The following is a 14,676-nucleotide window of genomic DNA, read 5'->3' on the forward strand; positions in this document are numbered from 1 at the left end:
ATCATCCGCGCGGGCTCCGCTTCCCCGACACTCGCTGCGTACCTCCCCCGTCCGAGTCCGATCATCGGACGGGTTCCTCTGACAGGTGACTGGTAGGAGACCCCCCACATGAGACACCCCAGGACCGTGATGTCGGCCGTGCTCGGACTCGGCCTCTCGCTCGCCGCCGCGCTCGGCACCGCCCCCGCGATCGCCGCTCCCGAGGCCGCCGCACCGGCCCCGCACCAGGCGTACACCGCAGATTCCGCTTCGCACGAGAGCGCCGCCGCCAACAAGGCGTTCTTCGAGGCGGTCGTGAAGTCGGTGGCCGAGAAGCGGGCCGCCAACCCGGGCCTCCGGGCGGTGACCATCGTGTACAACGCCGCCAACGCCCCGAGCTTCCGCACCCAGATAGCCAACAGCGCGTCCATCTGGAACAGCTCGGTCTCCAACGTCCGGCTCCAGGAGGGCTCGAACGCCGACTTCACGTACTACGAGGGCAACGACTCCCGCGGTTCGTACGCGAGCACCGACGGGCACGGCAGGGGCTACGTCTTCCTGGACTACGCGCAGAACCGGCAGTACAACTCGACCCGGGTCACCGCCCACGAGACCGGGCACGTCCTGGGCCTGCCGGACCACTACTCGGGTCCGTGCAGCGAGCTGATGTCGGGCGGCGGTCCCGGCACGTCCTGCACCAACCCGTACCCGAACGCCAGTGAGCGCAACCAGGTGAACTACCTGTGGCAGTACGGCTTCGCGGCCGCGCTGACCCACGCCGGTTCCTGACCGGCACCGCTCGAAGCGGCGGGCCGCCCCGCAGGACGGGGCGGCCCTTCGCCGTATGCGGTACGCGCGTCGCCGGTCGGCGCCCCATGCGGCACGCACGCCTCAGCCGGCGCGGGTACGCACGCCCTCAGCCGGCGCCGTATTCGGTACGCACCAGGGCCAGCAGTTCGTCGCTCGTCAGGCCCAGCCCCCGGGCCTCGCCGACCGTCTCGCGGATCCGTTCGAGGAGGCGGGCGCGGTGCGGAGAGGCGCCGTCGGCGATGGCGGCGCCCCGGCCCCGGCGCAGTTCGATCAGGCCCTCCTCGCGCAGCCGCTGGTAACCGCGCAGCACCGTGTGCACGTTGACGCCGAGGGATTCGGCCAGGACCCGGGCGGCGGGCAGCCGTTCGCCGGGGGCCGCCGCGCCGTCGGCCACGGCCCGGCGCACACAGGCCGCGATCTGGTCGCCGAGCGGCACGGTGGAGGTCGGGTCGACCCGGAAGAGCATGGTCAGTGGTCCGTTCGGCGCTGGTCGATCAGGGTGTTGAGGAGCGCGGCACCCGTCGCCGAGTCGTCCACGGTCACCGCGAAGTCCCGGCCGCTCGCCAGCCGCGCCACGATGCCCTCGCCGGAGCGAATCATGACACCGGTGCGCCCGGGCCGGATGCGGTAGCCCCAGCCGCCGTACTCGGTGAGCGGGCTGATGTCGCGGCTGGACGCGGCCTCGATCCGGTCCAGCGGGACCCGGACGCGCGGCCAGGGCAGCAGCCCGGAGACGGTGATCCCGCGCCGGTCCACGGTCACGTACGGACGCGAGAAGGTCGCCAGCAGCAGCCCGAGGACGAGGGCCGGCAGGGCGGCGGGCCAGCTCGCCGTGAACAGCAGGACGACGCCGGCGCCGAGGACCAGGAGCGCGGTGAGCGGCAGCCACCAGGACCCGGCGCCGCGGGCCCAGCCGGCGACCTCCCCGGCGGCCAGCGCGATGCGCTCGCCGTTCCCGCCCGGTGCGGCGGCCTCGACCGGTTCGGGGCCGGGGCCCAGCGCGGCCGCCAGGTGCCCGATGCCGTACGCGACGGCGCCCACGCCGACGGCCACGGCGAGGTGCCACATGGGGAAGCTGACGTCCTGGCCCCGGCCCTGGGCGTCCTCGGGGGCGTCCACGTTGATGAGCAGCACGACCGCCAGGAGGTAGCCGAGGAAGCCGGCGACGGCGTATCCGAAGGCGATGGTCATGCGGTACGCCCGGTCGGTGAACTTCCCGGCCCACGCCATCACCGTCCACAGGAGGCCGGTGCCGAGCAGGACGAGCGTGGTGACGACGAGGTACGAGGTCCGGCCTGCGTAGTCGTCGGCCCGGCCGTTGCCCACGAAGTGGCTGGCCAGCTGGCCGGGCAGCCGGTCGCGGCGGGTGGCGAAGAACAGCAGGTCGACGGCGAGTGCGAGCAGGAACGGCAGGGTGGCGAGGGCCGCGCGGGCGGCGGATTTCCGGTTCATTAAAACCTCCATTGTTTGCATGCTAGTAGAACAATGGAGGTGGCGGCAACGATGCGTCGCGCAGGACGCGCTTCAACCAGTCACGCGGTCAGGTTGTCTGCCGGTGATGCGGTCGGCCGGTCAGGCCGTTTCGAGCGGGAAGGCTCCCCGGTGGCCCGTGCCGGCGCCCTCGGTCGGCCGGGGCTCGAACTCCCGGCAGCTCCAGACCTCCTGGACGAATCCGGTCCGCCGCTCCCATAGTCCGAGCACGTCCTGCTCCCCGGCCGTGCCCCGGTACTCCTCCTTGGCGCCCCGGAAGCAGGCGAGTCCGCCGGAGAGTCCGCGTCCGGGCCCCGGGTCGGGAGCCGGGAAGTAGTCGGAGAAGGCGCAGGCTATGCAGGTCCGCAAGGTGACCCCGGGCGGCAGCTCCCGCTGGATCGTGGCCAGCGCGGCCCCGAAGTCGCTCTCCGCCCGCTGCGAGCCGAAGGCCGCCCCGCCGAACCGGAGTTCCAGATAGAGATACGGGTCGGGCTTGCGCAAGGACAGCAGGCAGCTGAGGGTCGCCTGCCGCTCCACCCCCTCCGCCATGACGGGGAACGGCAGATCCCACTCCAGGACGCAGTCGCCCAGCACGCCGTCCGCCAGCGCGAACAGCTCGCTCTCCACCGGCCCGGCCGTCACCGGGCGCAGGGCGTCGAAGCTGCCGCCCTCGAAGTCCACACCCCGGACGCGCAGGCGGAGTTGCTGCCCGTCCGTGGTGAGGACGACGGCGTCGGAGCCCTGCCGGTCCCGGTACCACCCTGCCCACGACTCATCTGTCATGAGCAGGGACTGTAGCTCCCGCCTCCGACAACCCCCCTACCGCCCTCCGCTTGGCCGGTACTCCCCTTCAACACCGCACCCCACCTGGGGACTTGTCAGTGCGTGCGACGCGTGACGAACTCCGCCAAAGCGAGCAGATCGCCCGCCGCCGAGAGGTCCGGGACCGCGCGGGACAGGTGGTGCACGGCGCGCGCCATCCGGTCCCCGGCACAGCTCTGCGCCCAGTCCCGGCCGCCGGCCCGGTCCACCGCCTCCGAGGCCCGGACCACCTCGGCGCGGGTGTTCATCGCACCCCGGTAGAGCGCGGCGAGCTCCGCCGCGGCCGGGCCGCCCGCGGTGAGCGCGGCCACCACGGGCAGCGACTTCTTGTGGGCGCTGAGATCCGCGCCGACCGGTTTCCCGGTCTGGGACGGGTCACCCCAGATGCCGATCAGGTCGTCGATCAGCTGGAAGGCGAGCCCAGCCTCCCGGCCGAAGCCGTCCATGGCTCCGACGGCCCGCTCGTCGGCGCCCGCGTAGAGCGCGCCCAGCGCGCAGGCGCACCCGAGCAGCGCGCCCGTCTTCGCCGTCGCCATGGTGAGGCACTCGTCGAGCGAGACCTGCTCCGGGTCACGGTCCTCGAAGGCGCAGTCCGCCTGCTGGCCGGCGCACAGCTCGATGACGCACGTGGAGAGTCTGGCCGAGGCGCGAGGCGACATCGCTCTGCCGTCCTCGGCGAGCAGCCGCTGGGCGAGGGCCAGCATGGCGTCGCCGGCGATGACGGCGTCCGGGATGCCGAACACCGTCCAGGCCGTGGCCCGGTGGCGGCGGGTGTGGTCCTCGTCGATGACGTCGTCGTGCAGCAGGGTGAAGTTGTGGACGAGCTCCACGGCGACGGCCGCCCGTACGGCCTGTTCGGGGTCGCCGCCCAGGGCGCGGGTGGCGGCGAGGACGAGCGCCGGCCTGATCGCCTTGCCCGCGCCGCCCGCGGCCGGGCTGCCGTCGGCGTGCTGCCAGCCGAAGTGGTACATCGCGACGCGCCGGATCGAGCCGGGCAGGGAGGCGACCGCCGCCCGCAGGTGCGGGTCGACGAGGGTCCGGGTGTACTCAAGGAGCGCCGCGGCCTCGTTGCCCTCGGTCGCGGCGTCTGTTCGGGTCATGGTCAATCGGTCACCCCTGTCGTTGCCGTCCCGCCTCGGACGCTGTCGCGCCGGGGGCCGGGGACGTGGGTGGTTGCTGTGGGTGCGCGCGGGCGCGGCCGGGGCCCGGACCCTCACGGGGTCCGGGCCCGGTGGCTCACCGCCAGCGGCTGACCTCGACGTTCTCCAGGACGCCGAGGGCGTCCGGGACGAGGACCGCCGCGGAGTAGTAGGCCGTCACGAGGTAGGAGATGATCGCCTGCTCGTCGATGCCCATGAAGCGGACCGACAGGCTGGGCTCGATCTCGTCGGGGATGCCCGTCTGCTGGAGGCCGATGACGCCCTGCTCGGCCTCGCCGGTCCTCATGCAGATGATCGACGTGGTGCGGGCGTCGCTGACCGGGATCTTGTTGGAGGGGAAGATGGGCACACCGCGCCAGGCCGGCACGTGGTGGCCGCCGATGTCGACGCTCTCCGGCACGAGACCGCGCTTGTTGCACTCGCGGCCGAAGGCGGCGATGGCGCGCGGGTGGGCGAGGAAGAGCTTGGATCCGCGCCGGCGCGAGAGCAGCTCGTCCATGTCGTCGGGGCTGGGCACGCCGTCGTGCGGCTGGAGCCGCTGGCCGTAGTCGCAGTTGTTGAGCAGGCCGAACTCGCGGTTGTTGATGAGCTCGTGCTCCTGGCGCTCGCGCAGCGCCTCGACCGTGAGCCGCAACTGCTGCTCGGTCTGGTTCATCGGCTGGTTGTAGAGGTCCGCGACGCGGCTGTGGACCTTCAGGACGGTCTGGGCGACGCTCAGTTCGTACTCGCGGGGCGCGGCGTCGTAGTCCACGTACGTGTGCGGGACGACGGCCTCGCCGACGTGGCCCGCGGACAGGTCGATCTCCGCCTCGCCGTACTTGTTGGTGCGCTGCTGCGGGAGGGACAGCAGCCCGGCGAGATGGCTGCGCAGCGAATCGGCCCGCTCGGCGAGGTTGAGCACGTCGGCCCGCCGGAGCGTGAGCACCGTGCACGCCGTGACGGCACGGGCGGTGTACTCCCAGACGGCGTCGCCCTCGATGAGGGAGTGGTCCCCGAAGTAGGCCCCGTCCGCGTGGACGCCGAGCACGGTCTCGTCCCCGTAGGGGCCGGTGCCGACCTTCTCGACCTTGCCGTGCGCCAGCAGGTAGACCCGGTCGGCCGCCTCGCCCGCCGTGGCCAGGAGCTGGCCGGCGGGGATCTCGCGCTGCTCGCACCTCCGGGCCAGCTCGGCGAGCACCTCCTCGTCCTCGAAGTCCCTCAGGGCGGGGAGTTCTCCCAGCTCGGCGGGGATGACCGTCACCCGGTCCCCGGTCTGCACGAACGTCACACGGCCGTCCCCGACCGAGTAGCTCAGCCGGCGGTTCACCCGGTACGTACCGCCCTGCACCTGGACCCACGGCAGCATCTTCAGCAGCCACCGTGAGGTGATCTCCTGCATCTGCGGAGCGGACTTGGTGGTCGTCGCGAGGTTCCGCGCGGCTGCCGTACCGAGACTCTGCTGCGGCGGCACCTGCACGTTCTGAACCTCTTCACCAACGGACATCTGTCGTCCTCTCGATCTCTCGGCTGACCTGCGGGAAGAACACTTCCAGCACGAGGACGGGGCACGCCATTACACAAAAGAGTGCGACTAATCGGTCTTTGGGCGGGGCACAACGCTGCGCGACGGCCCCGCCGGGCCTTAATTTGCATATGGAATGCCAATAAACCTAGCCTGACCGTCATGCGGCTGACCAGATTCACCGACGTGGCGCTGCGCGTACTGATGCGCCTCGCCGTCGTGAAGCACGAGGATCCGCCGACCACCCGCGAGGTGGCGGCGACCATGCAGGTGCCGTACTCGCACGCCGCCAAGGTCGTGGCCCGCCTCCAGCACCTCGGCGTGATCGAGGCGCGACGGGGCCGCGGCGGCGGGCTCACCCTCACCGAGGCGGGCCGCACCGCCTCGGTCGGCGGACTCGTCCGCGAGCTGGAGGAGCCCGGGGACGTCGTCGACTGCGAGGGCTCGACCCCGTGCCCGCTGCGGGCCGCCTGTCGGCTGCGGGGGGCGCTGCGCGAGGCCCAGGAGGCGTTCTACGCCGCACTGGACCCGCTCACCGTCGCGGAGCTGACCGCCGCACCCACCGGCCCCCTGCTGATCGGCATCAGCAGCGGCCCGCCCCCTCTGGACTGACCCCCCGCCGCGCCGGGCAGGTGGCCCGGTTCCTACACTGCCCTTAAATACGCATCTAAGATGCCAATTCAAAATCCGAGGAGTCACCGATGCTCTCCGAGTCGTCCACCGCCACCGTCCGCGCCACCCTCCCCGCCGTCGGCGCGGCCATCGGGGACATCGCCGATCTCTTCTACCGCAAGCTCTTCGACGCCCACCCGGAGCTGCTGCGCGACCTGTTCAACCGCGGCAACCAGGCCTCCGGCGCCCAGCGCCAGGCCCTCGCCGGCTCCATCGCGGCGTTCGCGACCCAGCTGGTCGAGCAGCCCGACACCCGCCCGGACGTGATGCTCGGCCGCATCGCGCACAAGCACGCCTCGCTCGGTGTCACCCCGGCCCAGTACCAGGTCGTCCACACCCACCTGTTCGCCGCGATAGCCGAGGTCCTCGGCGAAGCGGTGACCCCCGAGGTCGCCGCCGCCTGGGACGAGGTCTACTGGCTGATGGCCAACGCCCTGATCACCATCGAGGAGCGGCTGTACGCGGAGCAGGGCGTCGTCGCCGACGACGTCTGGCGCGAGTGGGAGGTCGCCTCGCGCACGGAGGAGACCGACGACGTCGCCCGGTTCCGCATCCGCCCCGCCGACGGCTCGCCGGCCCCCGTGTTCCGCCCCGGCCAGTACGTCTCCGTACAGGTCGAACTCCCGGACGGCGCCCGCCAGATCCGCCAGTACAGCCTCTCCAGCGCCCCGGGCTCGGCGCTCCGCTCCCTCACCGTCAAGCGGGTGCACGGCGGCGGCGCCCCGGACGGCGAGGTCTCCCGGCACCTGCACGCCCACGTCGGCGCCGGCGACCGGCTCCGGGTCTCCGCCCCGTACGGCGACCTCGTGCTCGCCTCCGACGAGGCGCCCCTGCTGCTGGCCTCCGCGGGCATCGGCTGCACCCCGATCCTGTCGATGCTGGAGCACCTCGCCGAGGCCGGGCACCGCGCCCCGGTCACCGTCGTGCACGGCGACCGCTCCCCCGCCGACCACGCGCTGCGCACCGACCACGCGGCGCTCACCGCCAAGCTTCCCGACGCGGCCGCCCACTTCTGGTACGAGAACCCGGCCGACGGCCACCCCGCCGACCGCACCGGGCTCGTCGACCTGAGCGGTCTCGTCATCCCCTCGGGCACGCACGCCTACCTCTGCGGTCCGCTGCCCTTCATGCGGGCGGTGCGCACCCAGCTGCTCGCCAAGGGCGTCCCGGCCTCCGACATCCACTACGAGGTCTTCGGCCCCGACCTGTGGCTCGCCTCCTGACCGGGAAGCGCACCGGTAAGCACACCGCGGGTTGACCGAATCGGCTCGCACAGCATCCGAACAGGGCCCCGCCGTCGCCCCGCGACCGGTCGGGGCCCTTCCGGCCGGGTAGAACCGCTCCAACCCGCACAAAAGGAGCCGGTCATGTCCTCACCCATGTCCGCGAGCGCTTTCCTCGCCGCCCTCAAGAAGGAAGGGCTCACCGTCGTCGAGGTCGGCGACTGGCGCAGCCACAACAGGAACCACAAGGGCCCCTGGGGCCCGGTCAACGGGGTGATGATCCACCACTCCGTCACCAAGGGGACCGACGCCACCGTGAAGATGTGCCGCGACGGCCACCCCGACCTGCCTGGCCCCCTGTGCCACGGCGTCATCGGCAAGGACGGCCGGGTCCACCTGGTCGGCTACGGGCGGACCAACCACGCGGGGATGGGCGACGACGACGTCCTGCGCGCCGTCGTCGCGGAGAAGAAGCACCTCCCCCACGACAACGAGACCAACACCGACGGCAACCGGCACTTCTACGGCTTCGAGTGCGAGAACCTCGGCGACGGCGAGGACCCCTGGCCGGACGCCCAGCTCGAAGCGATCGAGAAGGTCTCGGCGGCCATCTGCCGCCACCACGGCTGGACCGCCCGTTCGGTCATCGGGCACCGCGAGTGGCAGCCCGGCAAGGTGGACCCGAAGGGCTTCTCGATGGGCGACATGCGCGACCGCATCCACGACCGCCTCAAGTGAGGCCCCGGCGGCGCCCGCCGCCACAATGGAGCACATGTCCGCCCCGTCCCCCGCGTCCCGGCTGCGCCCGCTGCTCCCGTCGCCCGTGCAGCCGGCCGACGACGAGCGCTTCGCCCGGCACGGTGTGACGCTGCTGCTCAAGCGCGACGACCTGATCCACCCGGATCTGCCGGGCAACAAATGGCGCAAACTCGCGCCCAATCTGGCGGCCGCCGCCGGGCGTCCCGTGCTGACCTTCGGGGGCGCCTACTCCAACCACCTGCGGGCCACCGCCGCCGCGGGCCGGCTCCTGGGATTCCGCACCATCGGCGTCGTACGCGGCGACGAGCTGGCCCACCGCCCGCTCAACCCGTCGCTCGCCCGGTGCGCAGCCGACGGGATGCTGCTGCACTTCGTGGACCGGACGACGTACCGCGCCAAGACCGACCCGGCGGTCCTGGCCGGGCTGCTGGAGCGGTACGGGGACTGCGAGGTCGTGCCGGAGGGCGGCAGCAACGCCCTCGCGGCCCGGGGCTGCGCCACGCTCGGCCGGGAGTTGCGTGGCGTGGCCGACGTGGCGGCGGTGGCCTGCGGCACCGGCGGCACCCTGGCCGGTCTGACCGCCGGACTCGGGCCGGGACAGCGCGCCCTCGGCATCCCGGTCCTGCGCGGCGGCTTCCTGGGCGAGGCGGTGCGGGAGCTCCAGCGCGAGGCGTTCGGCGGCCCGGCGGGCGACTGGTGGCTGGACGAGCGGTTCCACTTCGGCGGGTACGCCCGTACGACACCCGCCCTGCACGCCTTCGCAAGGGATTTCGAGGACCGCCACGGGCTGCCCGTGGAGCGACTGTATGTGGCCAAAATGCTGCACGCGCTCACCGTGCTGGCCGGGGAGGGCGCCTTCCCCGCCGGCAGCACGGTCGCGGCCGTGATCACCGGCCGCCCCGACGAGGCGGACGACGTCTAGGACGGCTCCTCGCGGTAGGCCGCCGCCTCCTCCAGGTCCAGCCGGCGCAGCAGGGTGCGCATCATCTCGTCGTCGATCCTGCGCTCGTCCCGCAGCCGTACGAAGACCTCGCGCTCGGTCTCGATCATCTCGCCGGCGAGGCGCCGGTAGGTGTCGTCCGCCGACTCGCCGGTGACCGGGTTGGCCGCGCCGAGCCGCTCCCACACGGCGTTGCGGCGGCGCTCCAGGACGGTGCGCAGCCGGTCGGCGAGGGGCTTGGGCAGCCGGTTGCGCTCGTCGGTGAGCAGGTCGTCCAGGCGGGCCTCGGCGGCGGTGGACGCCTCGTTCTGGGCCTGCGCCTCGGCGAGGGTCTCGGCCTGCCGGTCCCGGCCCGGCAGTTTCAGCACGCGCACCAGGACCGGCAGCGTGAGCCCCTGGACCACCAGTGTGCCGATGACCGTGGTGAACGTCAGGAACAGCACCAGGTTGCGCGCCGGGAAGGCCGCCCCGTCGGCCGTGACGAGCGGGACGGAGAAGGCGATGGCGAGCGAGACGACCCCGCGCATGCCGGCCCAGCCGACGATGAGCGGCGAGGTCCAGTCCGTACCGCTCTCCCGCTCCCTGATGCGCCGCGACAGCCACCGGGGCAGGTAGGTCGCCGGGTAGACCCAGACGAAGCGCACCACCACGACCGCGAGGAAGACCAGCACCGCGTAACCGAAGGCGTCCGTCACGGAGTACGTGCCGAGCCCCTTGAGCACGAACGGCAACTGGAGGCCGATCAGCGCGAACACGGCGGACTCCAGGACGAAGGCGACCATCTTCCAGACGGCGGCCTCCTGGAGCCGGGTGGCGAAGTCGACCTGCCAGGAGCGATGGCCGAGGTACAGCGCGACGACGACCACGGCGAGCACACCGGAGGCGTGGACGCGCTCGGCCGCCGCGTACGCCACGAACGGGATCAGCAGCGAAAGGGTGTTCTGGAGCAGCGGTTCCCTGAGATGGGTGCGCAGCCAGTGCAGCGGGACCATGAGCAGCAGGCCGACCCCGACACCCCCGACCGAGGCCAGCAGGAATTCGCCGGCCCCCGCGCCCCAGCTGATGCCCTCGCCCACCGCAGCGGCGAGGGCCACCTTGTACGCGGTGATCGCGGTGGCGTCGTTCACCAGGGACTCGCCCTGGAGGATCGTCGTGACGCGCGCGGGCAGCCCCACCCGGCGGGCGATGGCCGCGGCGGTGACGGCGTCCGGCGGGGCGATCACGGCCCCGAGCACCAGCGCGGCGGTCAGCGGCAGGTCGGGCACCAGCAGATACGCCAGCCAGCCCACCGCGACCGTCGCGAACAGCACGTACCCCACCGAGAGCAGCGCCACGGGCCGCAGGTTGGCCCGCAGATCGAGGTAGGAGCTGTCCACGGCGGCCGTGTAGAGCAGGGGCGGCAGCAGCAGGGGGAGCACGATGTGCGCGTCCAGGGTGTACGTCGGCACCCCCGGCACGTACGAGGCGATCAAGCCGACGGCGACCAGCAGCAGGGGGGCCGGCACCGGGGTGCGGCGGGCGAGACCGGCCGTCGCGGCGCTGCCCGCGACCAGCGCCACCAGGGGCAATGCGTCCATCTCATGATCCTCGCATCCGTCGTAACCTGGCCGGCATGAGTGTGTGCACGCATGTACCGGACCTGCCGCGCCCCGAACCCGCGCCCCTCGGTGAGACCTGCCCCGAGTGCCTGGCGGCCGGCACCCACCCCGTGCAGCTGCGTCTGTGCCTGACCTGCGGCCATGTCGGCTGCTGCGACTCCTCGCCCGGACGGCACGCGACGGGGCACTTCGAGCAGACCGGCCACCCGGTGATGCGGAGCTTCGAACCGGGCGAGAACTGGCGTTGGTGCTTTGTCGACGGTTCGATCGTCTGACGCACGGGTACGTCAAACCGGCGCCCGTTGTTCGCAATTGACCAACGCAGACCCCTAGCCACTGTGTGTACGCATGGACCTACCATGAGTGACAGCCGCGGGGAGGGGTTCCGGCGACACGGCATCATGGATCGCGATAGCGTCGCCGGACCGAGAACCGAAGACGTACCGCATGGCTCCGGGCGTTCTTCCCGGAACCTCGAATGAGTTTGTGCCACCTTGGAGGTGAGGGTGTCCCAGATCGCAGGCGAGCCCGGGAATCAGGACTTCGTAGAGGTCCGGCTGCCCGCTGCGGGTGCCTACCTGTCGGTGCTGCGCACGGCCACGGCCGGTCTCGCAGCACGCTTGGACTTCACTCTCGACGAGATCGAGGACCTTCGCATCGCGGTCGACGAGGCCTGCGCGATCCTGCTCCAGCAGGCCGTGCCCGGCTCCGTCCTCAGCTGTGTGTTCCGTCTCATCGACGATTCACTCGAGGTGACGGTCGCGGCCCCGACCACCGACGGCCGCGCCCCGGAGCGCGACACCTTCGCCTGGACGGTGCTCTCCGCGCTGGCCGGGAAGGTCGACTCCTCGGTCGCCGACGACCGGACGGTCAGCATCAGCCTGTACAAACAGCGCGGCGCGGGACCCGGGCCGGCGTGAGCAACGGGAACGGGGACGGTCCTGTGCGGGACGAGACGATCCGACCGGGGGCGGTGCGTGCGGCAGGCATCCCGGACCAGCAGGCCCTGCCTCATCCGGTGGACGGGGCCGACCTGCCCCGTGCGGTGGACGGGGCGAACGGGCCCGCCGGCATTACGGTCGCGGTGGAGCAGTCGCAGGCGGAGCGGGCAGGCCAGATGAGCGAGCACGGACACCACGATCCAAACGACCGCAGCGGGGCGCGGGCGCTCTTCATCGAGCTGCGCGGGCTTCCCGACGGGTCGCCGGAGCGCGCCGAGCTGCGCAACCGGCTGGTGCGGATGCATCTGCCGCTGGTCGAGCACCTGGCGCGGCGCTTCCGCAACCGCGGGGAGCCGCTGGACGACCTGACCCAGGTCGCCACGATCGGGCTGATCAAGTCCGTCGACCGGTTCGACCCGGACCGCGGTGTCGAGTTCTCGACGTACGCGACGCCGACGGTCGTCGGGGAGATCAAGCGGCACTTCCGCGACAAGGGCTGGGCGGTGCGGGTGCCGCGCCGACTCCAGGAGCTGCGGCTCTCGCTGACCTCGGCGACCGCGGAGCTCTCCCAGCTGCACGGCCGCTCGCCGACGGTGCACGAGCTGGCGGAGCGGCTGGGGATCTCCGAGGAGGAGGTCCTGGAGGGCCTGGAGTCGGCCAACGCGTACAGCACGCTCTCGCTGGACGTGCCGGACACCGACGACGAGTCGCCGGCCGTGGCGGACACGCTGGGCTCCGAGGACGAGGCGCTGGAGGGCGTCGAGTACCGGGAGTCGCTGAAGCCGCTCCTGGAGGACCTGCCGCCGAGGGAAAAGCGGATTCTGCTGCTCCGGTTCTTCGGCAACATGACCCAGTCGCAGATCGCGCAGGAGGTCGGCATCTCACAGATGCACGTCTCGCGCCTGCTGGCCCGCACACTGGCGCAGCTGCGCGAGCGGCTGCTCGTGGAGGAGTAGGCACCGCGGGTACGCGAGGAGGCCGCCGGGGACGTTCCCGGCGGCCTCCTCGCGCGTCGGTGGACGGTCAGGCGTCGGTGGTGTCCGCGTCGGGCGCCGCGCCCGGCCTGCGGATGCCCAGGGCCTCGATGGTGGCGGGCCTGACCAGCTGGTAGAGGGCGGTCAGCGCCACCGCCGCGAGCACGATCCCGGCCGGGATCAGCGCGCCGTGGGAGCGCAGCAGCGTCCAGGCCACCGGCAGCGCGATGATCTGCGTGATGAGCGCGGGACCCCGGCTCCAGCTGCGGCGGCGCAGCAGGCCGCGGGCGGCGAAGAGCGGGATCAGGCCGAGCGCGATCACCGTCAGACCGCCCATTTCGGCCTGCTCGGGGCTGTCGGGGCGGCCCAGCAGCCCCATCACCAGCATGTAGATCCCGCCAACGAGGAGGGCGGCGCCTTCGAGGGCGTTCAGCCCGGCCACCAGCGTGATCCTGGCGGGCTTCGCCGGGCCGGCCGAGGGGGCCGGCGAGGGCGCGTTCTGCTGAGTACTCACCCTTGCAGGTTGGCATCCCGGCCCCGGGAAAGGAAAGCCGGGGTCACCCCGTCGCAGCGCCGCGCGCGGGCCGTCACCGAGCGTGAGGTCCGACGGACAGGACTTCAGGCCTGTACCCCGCGGTAGGTAGGCTGGCAGTCATGCGCGCACTTCTTGTGGTCAATCCAGCCGCCACCACCACCAGTGCGCGGACCCGTGACGTGCTGATCCACGCGCTGGCCAGCGAGATGAAGCTGGAGGCCGTCACCACGGAGTACCGCGGGCACGCCCGCGACCTGGCGAGGCGGGCGGCCGACGGCGACGACATCGATCTCGTGGTGGCGCTCGGCGGCGACGGCACGGTCAACGAGGTCGTGAACGGGCTGCTGCACCGGGGCCCGGACCTCGACAGCCTGCCGAAGCTGGCCGTGGTGCCCGGCGGCTCCACCAATGTCTTCGCGCGCGCCCTCGGCCTCCCCAACGACGCGGTGGAGGCGACCGGCGCTATCCTGGACGCGCTGGCGAACCGGACGGAGCGCACGGTGGGCCTGGGCCTCGCGGCCGGGACGCCGGGCACGGAGGACGAGTCGGTGCCGGAGCGCTGGTTCACCTTCTGCGCCGGCCTCGGATTCGACGCCGGGGTGGTGGGCCGGGTCGAACAGCAGCGGGAGCGCGGCAAGCGTTCGACCCATGCCCTGTACGTGCGCCAGGTGCTGCGGCAGTTCCTGGACGAGCCGCACCGGAGGCAGGGTGTGATAACGCTCGACGTGCCCGGCGAGGAGCCGGTCACCGACCTCGCGCTCTCCATAATCTGCAACACGGCGCCCTGGACGTACCTGGGGAACAGGCCGGTCTACGCGGCCCCCCAGGCATCCTTCGACACCGCTCTGGACGTGCTGGGCCTGCGGAAACTCTCCACGGCGTCGGTCGGCCGGTATGCCACCCAGCTGCTCATGTCGAGCCCCGACAAGGGCCCCCGGGGCAAGCACGCGGTTTCACGGCACGACCTCACGGACTTCACCTTGCATTCAAAGGTTCCACTGCCCTTCCAGATGGACGGTGACCACCTCGGGGTGCGTACGAGTGTGACGTTCACAGGCGTACGCCGTGCACTGCGTGTGATTGTGTGAGTGGAAGGGACCAAAGTCCTTTAACTCGAACGTTTGGACTGGCTTCCACCCTCTAGAAGTACGGCTGTGACCTAGCCGACACCGAGGAATCAAAAAAAACTTTCCAGAAGGGGTTGTATCCGCCGCCGAGGTTTGCGAATCTCTACATGGCGATCGGGACGGCCCGCAACAACGGCCTCCACTGAGAGCCGGAACCCCTCCTCA

Annotated in this window: 16 protein-coding genes; 9 read left to right on the top strand and 7 right to left on the bottom strand. The window is 71.9% G+C overall.

The features are described 5' to 3' along the window. Positions 1 to 108 precede the first annotated feature (108 nt). On the top strand, positions 109 to 768 hold the full coding sequence (gene snpA, locus BLW14_RS09900) for a snapalysin (protein WP_256332727.1): 660 nt from the start codon (positions 109 to 111) through the stop codon (positions 766 to 768). Between the two features lie 127 nt (positions 769 to 895). Here the strand turns inward: snpA and BLW14_RS09905 are convergent, their stop codons facing one another. The 5 genes from BLW14_RS09905 to BLW14_RS09925 all read right to left on the bottom strand — a co-directional run bounded on the left by BLW14_RS09905 (position 896) and on the right by BLW14_RS09925 (position 5,724). Continuing rightward, positions 896 to 1,255, bottom strand: coding sequence for a GntR family transcriptional regulator (locus BLW14_RS09905; RefSeq protein WP_018521052.1), 360 nt, complete (start codon positions 1,253 to 1,255; stop codon positions 896 to 898). A 2-nt stretch (positions 1,256 to 1,257) separates the two neighbouring features. Continuing rightward, positions 1,258 to 2,241 carry a DUF1648 domain-containing protein gene (locus BLW14_RS09910; protein WP_093706333.1) on the bottom strand — a complete coding sequence of 328 codons (984 nt, stop codon included), beginning with the start codon at positions 2,239 to 2,241 and terminating at the stop codon, positions 1,258 to 1,260. 120 nt (positions 2,242 to 2,361) lie between these two features. Beyond that, positions 2,362 to 3,042, bottom strand: coding sequence for a DUF6304 family protein (locus tag BLW14_RS09915; RefSeq protein ID WP_093706335.1), 681 nt, complete (start codon positions 3,040 to 3,042; stop codon positions 2,362 to 2,364). 95 nt (positions 3,043 to 3,137) lie between these two features. Then, the gene (locus BLW14_RS09920; protein ID WP_093706337.1) at positions 3,138 to 4,181 is read right to left on the bottom strand and encodes a family 2 encapsulin nanocompartment cargo protein polyprenyl transferase; all 1,044 of its coding nucleotides are present in this window, start codon (positions 4,179 to 4,181) and stop codon (positions 3,138 to 3,140) included. A gap of 136 nt (positions 4,182 to 4,317) precedes the next feature. Continuing rightward, a complete protein-coding gene (locus BLW14_RS09925; RefSeq protein ID WP_093706339.1) occupies positions 4,318 to 5,724 on the bottom strand; it encodes a family 2B encapsulin nanocompartment shell protein in 1,407 nt (468 codons plus the stop codon). 180 nt (positions 5,725 to 5,904) lie between these two features. Between BLW14_RS09925 and BLW14_RS09930 the strand changes: the two genes are divergently transcribed. From BLW14_RS09930 to BLW14_RS09945, 4 genes are all read left to right on the top strand, one after another. Beyond that, the gene (locus BLW14_RS09930) at positions 5,905 to 6,354 is read left to right on the top strand and encodes an RrF2 family transcriptional regulator (protein WP_093706341.1); all 450 of its coding nucleotides are present in this window, start codon (positions 5,905 to 5,907) and stop codon (positions 6,352 to 6,354) included. An 89-nt stretch (positions 6,355 to 6,443) separates the two neighbouring features. Further along, positions 6,444 to 7,637, top strand: a complete 1,194-nt coding sequence (locus BLW14_RS09935) for a globin domain-containing protein (RefSeq protein WP_093706343.1) — start codon at positions 6,444 to 6,446, stop codon at positions 7,635 to 7,637. A gap of 144 nt (positions 7,638 to 7,781) precedes the next feature. Next, on the top strand, positions 7,782 to 8,375 hold the full coding sequence (locus tag BLW14_RS09940) for an N-acetylmuramoyl-L-alanine amidase (RefSeq protein ID WP_093706345.1): 594 nt from the start codon (positions 7,782 to 7,784) through the stop codon (positions 8,373 to 8,375). Positions 8,376 to 8,409: 34 nt separating this feature from the next. After that, positions 8,410 to 9,318 (top strand): 1-aminocyclopropane-1-carboxylate deaminase/D-cysteine desulfhydrase, encoded by a 909-nt coding sequence (locus tag BLW14_RS09945; RefSeq protein WP_093706347.1) that lies wholly within the window; start codon positions 8,410 to 8,412, stop codon positions 9,316 to 9,318. On the opposite strand, the gene BLW14_RS09950 is transcribed toward BLW14_RS09945, so the two are convergent. After that, positions 9,315 to 10,913: a Na+/H+ antiporter gene (locus BLW14_RS09950; protein ID WP_093706349.1), complete on the bottom strand. Its 1,599-nt coding sequence runs from the start codon at positions 10,911 to 10,913 to the stop codon at positions 9,315 to 9,317. The genes BLW14_RS09945 and BLW14_RS09950 overlap by 4 nt on opposite strands. A gap of 35 nt (positions 10,914 to 10,948) precedes the next feature. Between BLW14_RS09950 and BLW14_RS09955 the strand changes: the two genes are divergently transcribed. From BLW14_RS09955 to BLW14_RS09965, 3 genes are all read left to right on the top strand, one after another. Then, positions 10,949 to 11,209, top strand: a complete 261-nt coding sequence (locus BLW14_RS09955; RefSeq protein ID WP_026242526.1) for a UBP-type zinc finger domain-containing protein — start codon at positions 10,949 to 10,951, stop codon at positions 11,207 to 11,209. 231 nt (positions 11,210 to 11,440) lie between these two features. Next, positions 11,441 to 11,854, top strand: coding sequence for an ATP-binding protein (locus BLW14_RS09960; RefSeq protein ID WP_018105584.1), 414 nt, complete (start codon positions 11,441 to 11,443; stop codon positions 11,852 to 11,854). Then, on the top strand, positions 11,851 to 12,831 hold the full coding sequence (locus tag BLW14_RS09965) for an RNA polymerase sigma factor SigF (RefSeq protein ID WP_371128060.1): 981 nt from the start codon (positions 11,851 to 11,853) through the stop codon (positions 12,829 to 12,831). Before BLW14_RS09960 ends, BLW14_RS09965 begins: the two co-directional genes overlap by 4 nt. A 67-nt stretch (positions 12,832 to 12,898) precedes the next feature. Here BLW14_RS09965 and BLW14_RS09970 read toward each other — a convergent pair whose 3' ends face one another. Continuing rightward, complete coding sequence (locus tag BLW14_RS09970; RefSeq protein WP_093706353.1) at positions 12,899 to 13,291, bottom strand: hypothetical protein; 393 nt, start codon at positions 13,289 to 13,291, stop codon at positions 12,899 to 12,901. Positions 13,292 to 13,503: 212 nt separating this feature from the next. On the opposite strand from BLW14_RS09970, the gene BLW14_RS09975 reads away from it, so the two are divergent. Then, a complete protein-coding gene (locus BLW14_RS09975) occupies positions 13,504 to 14,472 on the top strand; it encodes a diacylglycerol/lipid kinase family protein (protein WP_093706355.1) in 969 nt (322 codons plus the stop codon). Positions 14,473 to 14,676: the final 204 nt, after the last annotated feature.

Origin of the sequence: Streptomyces sp. 2131.1 (assembly GCF_900105515.1) — a bacterium.
Taxonomy (GTDB): domain Bacteria; phylum Actinomycetota; class Actinomycetes; order Streptomycetales; family Streptomycetaceae; genus Streptomyces; species Streptomyces drozdowiczii.

Coding starts and splice junctions, on each gene's coding strand:
- BLW14_RS09920 (WP_093706337.1), bottom strand. CDS start 4,181: ATGACCCGAACAGACGCCGCGACCGAGGGCAACGAGGCCGCGGCGCTC.
- BLW14_RS09945 (WP_093706347.1), top strand. CDS start 8,410: ATGTCCGCCCCGTCCCCCGCGTCCCGGCTGCGCCCGCTGCTCCCGTCG.
- BLW14_RS09910 (WP_093706333.1), bottom strand. CDS start 2,241: ATGAACCGGAAATCCGCCGCCCGCGCGGCCCTCGCCACCCTGCCGTTC.
- BLW14_RS09955 (WP_026242526.1), top strand. CDS start 10,949: ATGAGTGTGTGCACGCATGTACCGGACCTGCCGCGCCCCGAACCCGCG.
- BLW14_RS09940 (WP_093706345.1), top strand. CDS start 7,782: ATGTCCTCACCCATGTCCGCGAGCGCTTTCCTCGCCGCCCTCAAGAAG.
- BLW14_RS09950 (WP_093706349.1), bottom strand. CDS start 10,913: ATGGACGCATTGCCCCTGGTGGCGCTGGTCGCGGGCAGCGCCGCGACG.
- BLW14_RS09930 (WP_093706341.1), top strand. CDS start 5,905: ATGCGGCTGACCAGATTCACCGACGTGGCGCTGCGCGTACTGATGCGC.
- BLW14_RS09915 (WP_093706335.1), bottom strand. CDS start 3,042: ATGACAGATGAGTCGTGGGCAGGGTGGTACCGGGACCGGCAGGGCTCC.
- BLW14_RS09935 (WP_093706343.1), top strand. CDS start 6,444: ATGCTCTCCGAGTCGTCCACCGCCACCGTCCGCGCCACCCTCCCCGCC.
- snpA (WP_256332727.1), top strand. CDS start 109: ATGAGACACCCCAGGACCGTGATGTCGGCCGTGCTCGGACTCGGCCTC.
- BLW14_RS09925 (WP_093706339.1), bottom strand. CDS start 5,724: ATGTCCGTTGGTGAAGAGGTTCAGAACGTGCAGGTGCCGCCGCAGCAG.
- BLW14_RS09905 (WP_018521052.1), bottom strand. CDS start 1,255: ATGCTCTTCCGGGTCGACCCGACCTCCACCGTGCCGCTCGGCGACCAG.
- BLW14_RS09975 (WP_093706355.1), top strand. CDS start 13,504: ATGCGCGCACTTCTTGTGGTCAATCCAGCCGCCACCACCACCAGTGCG.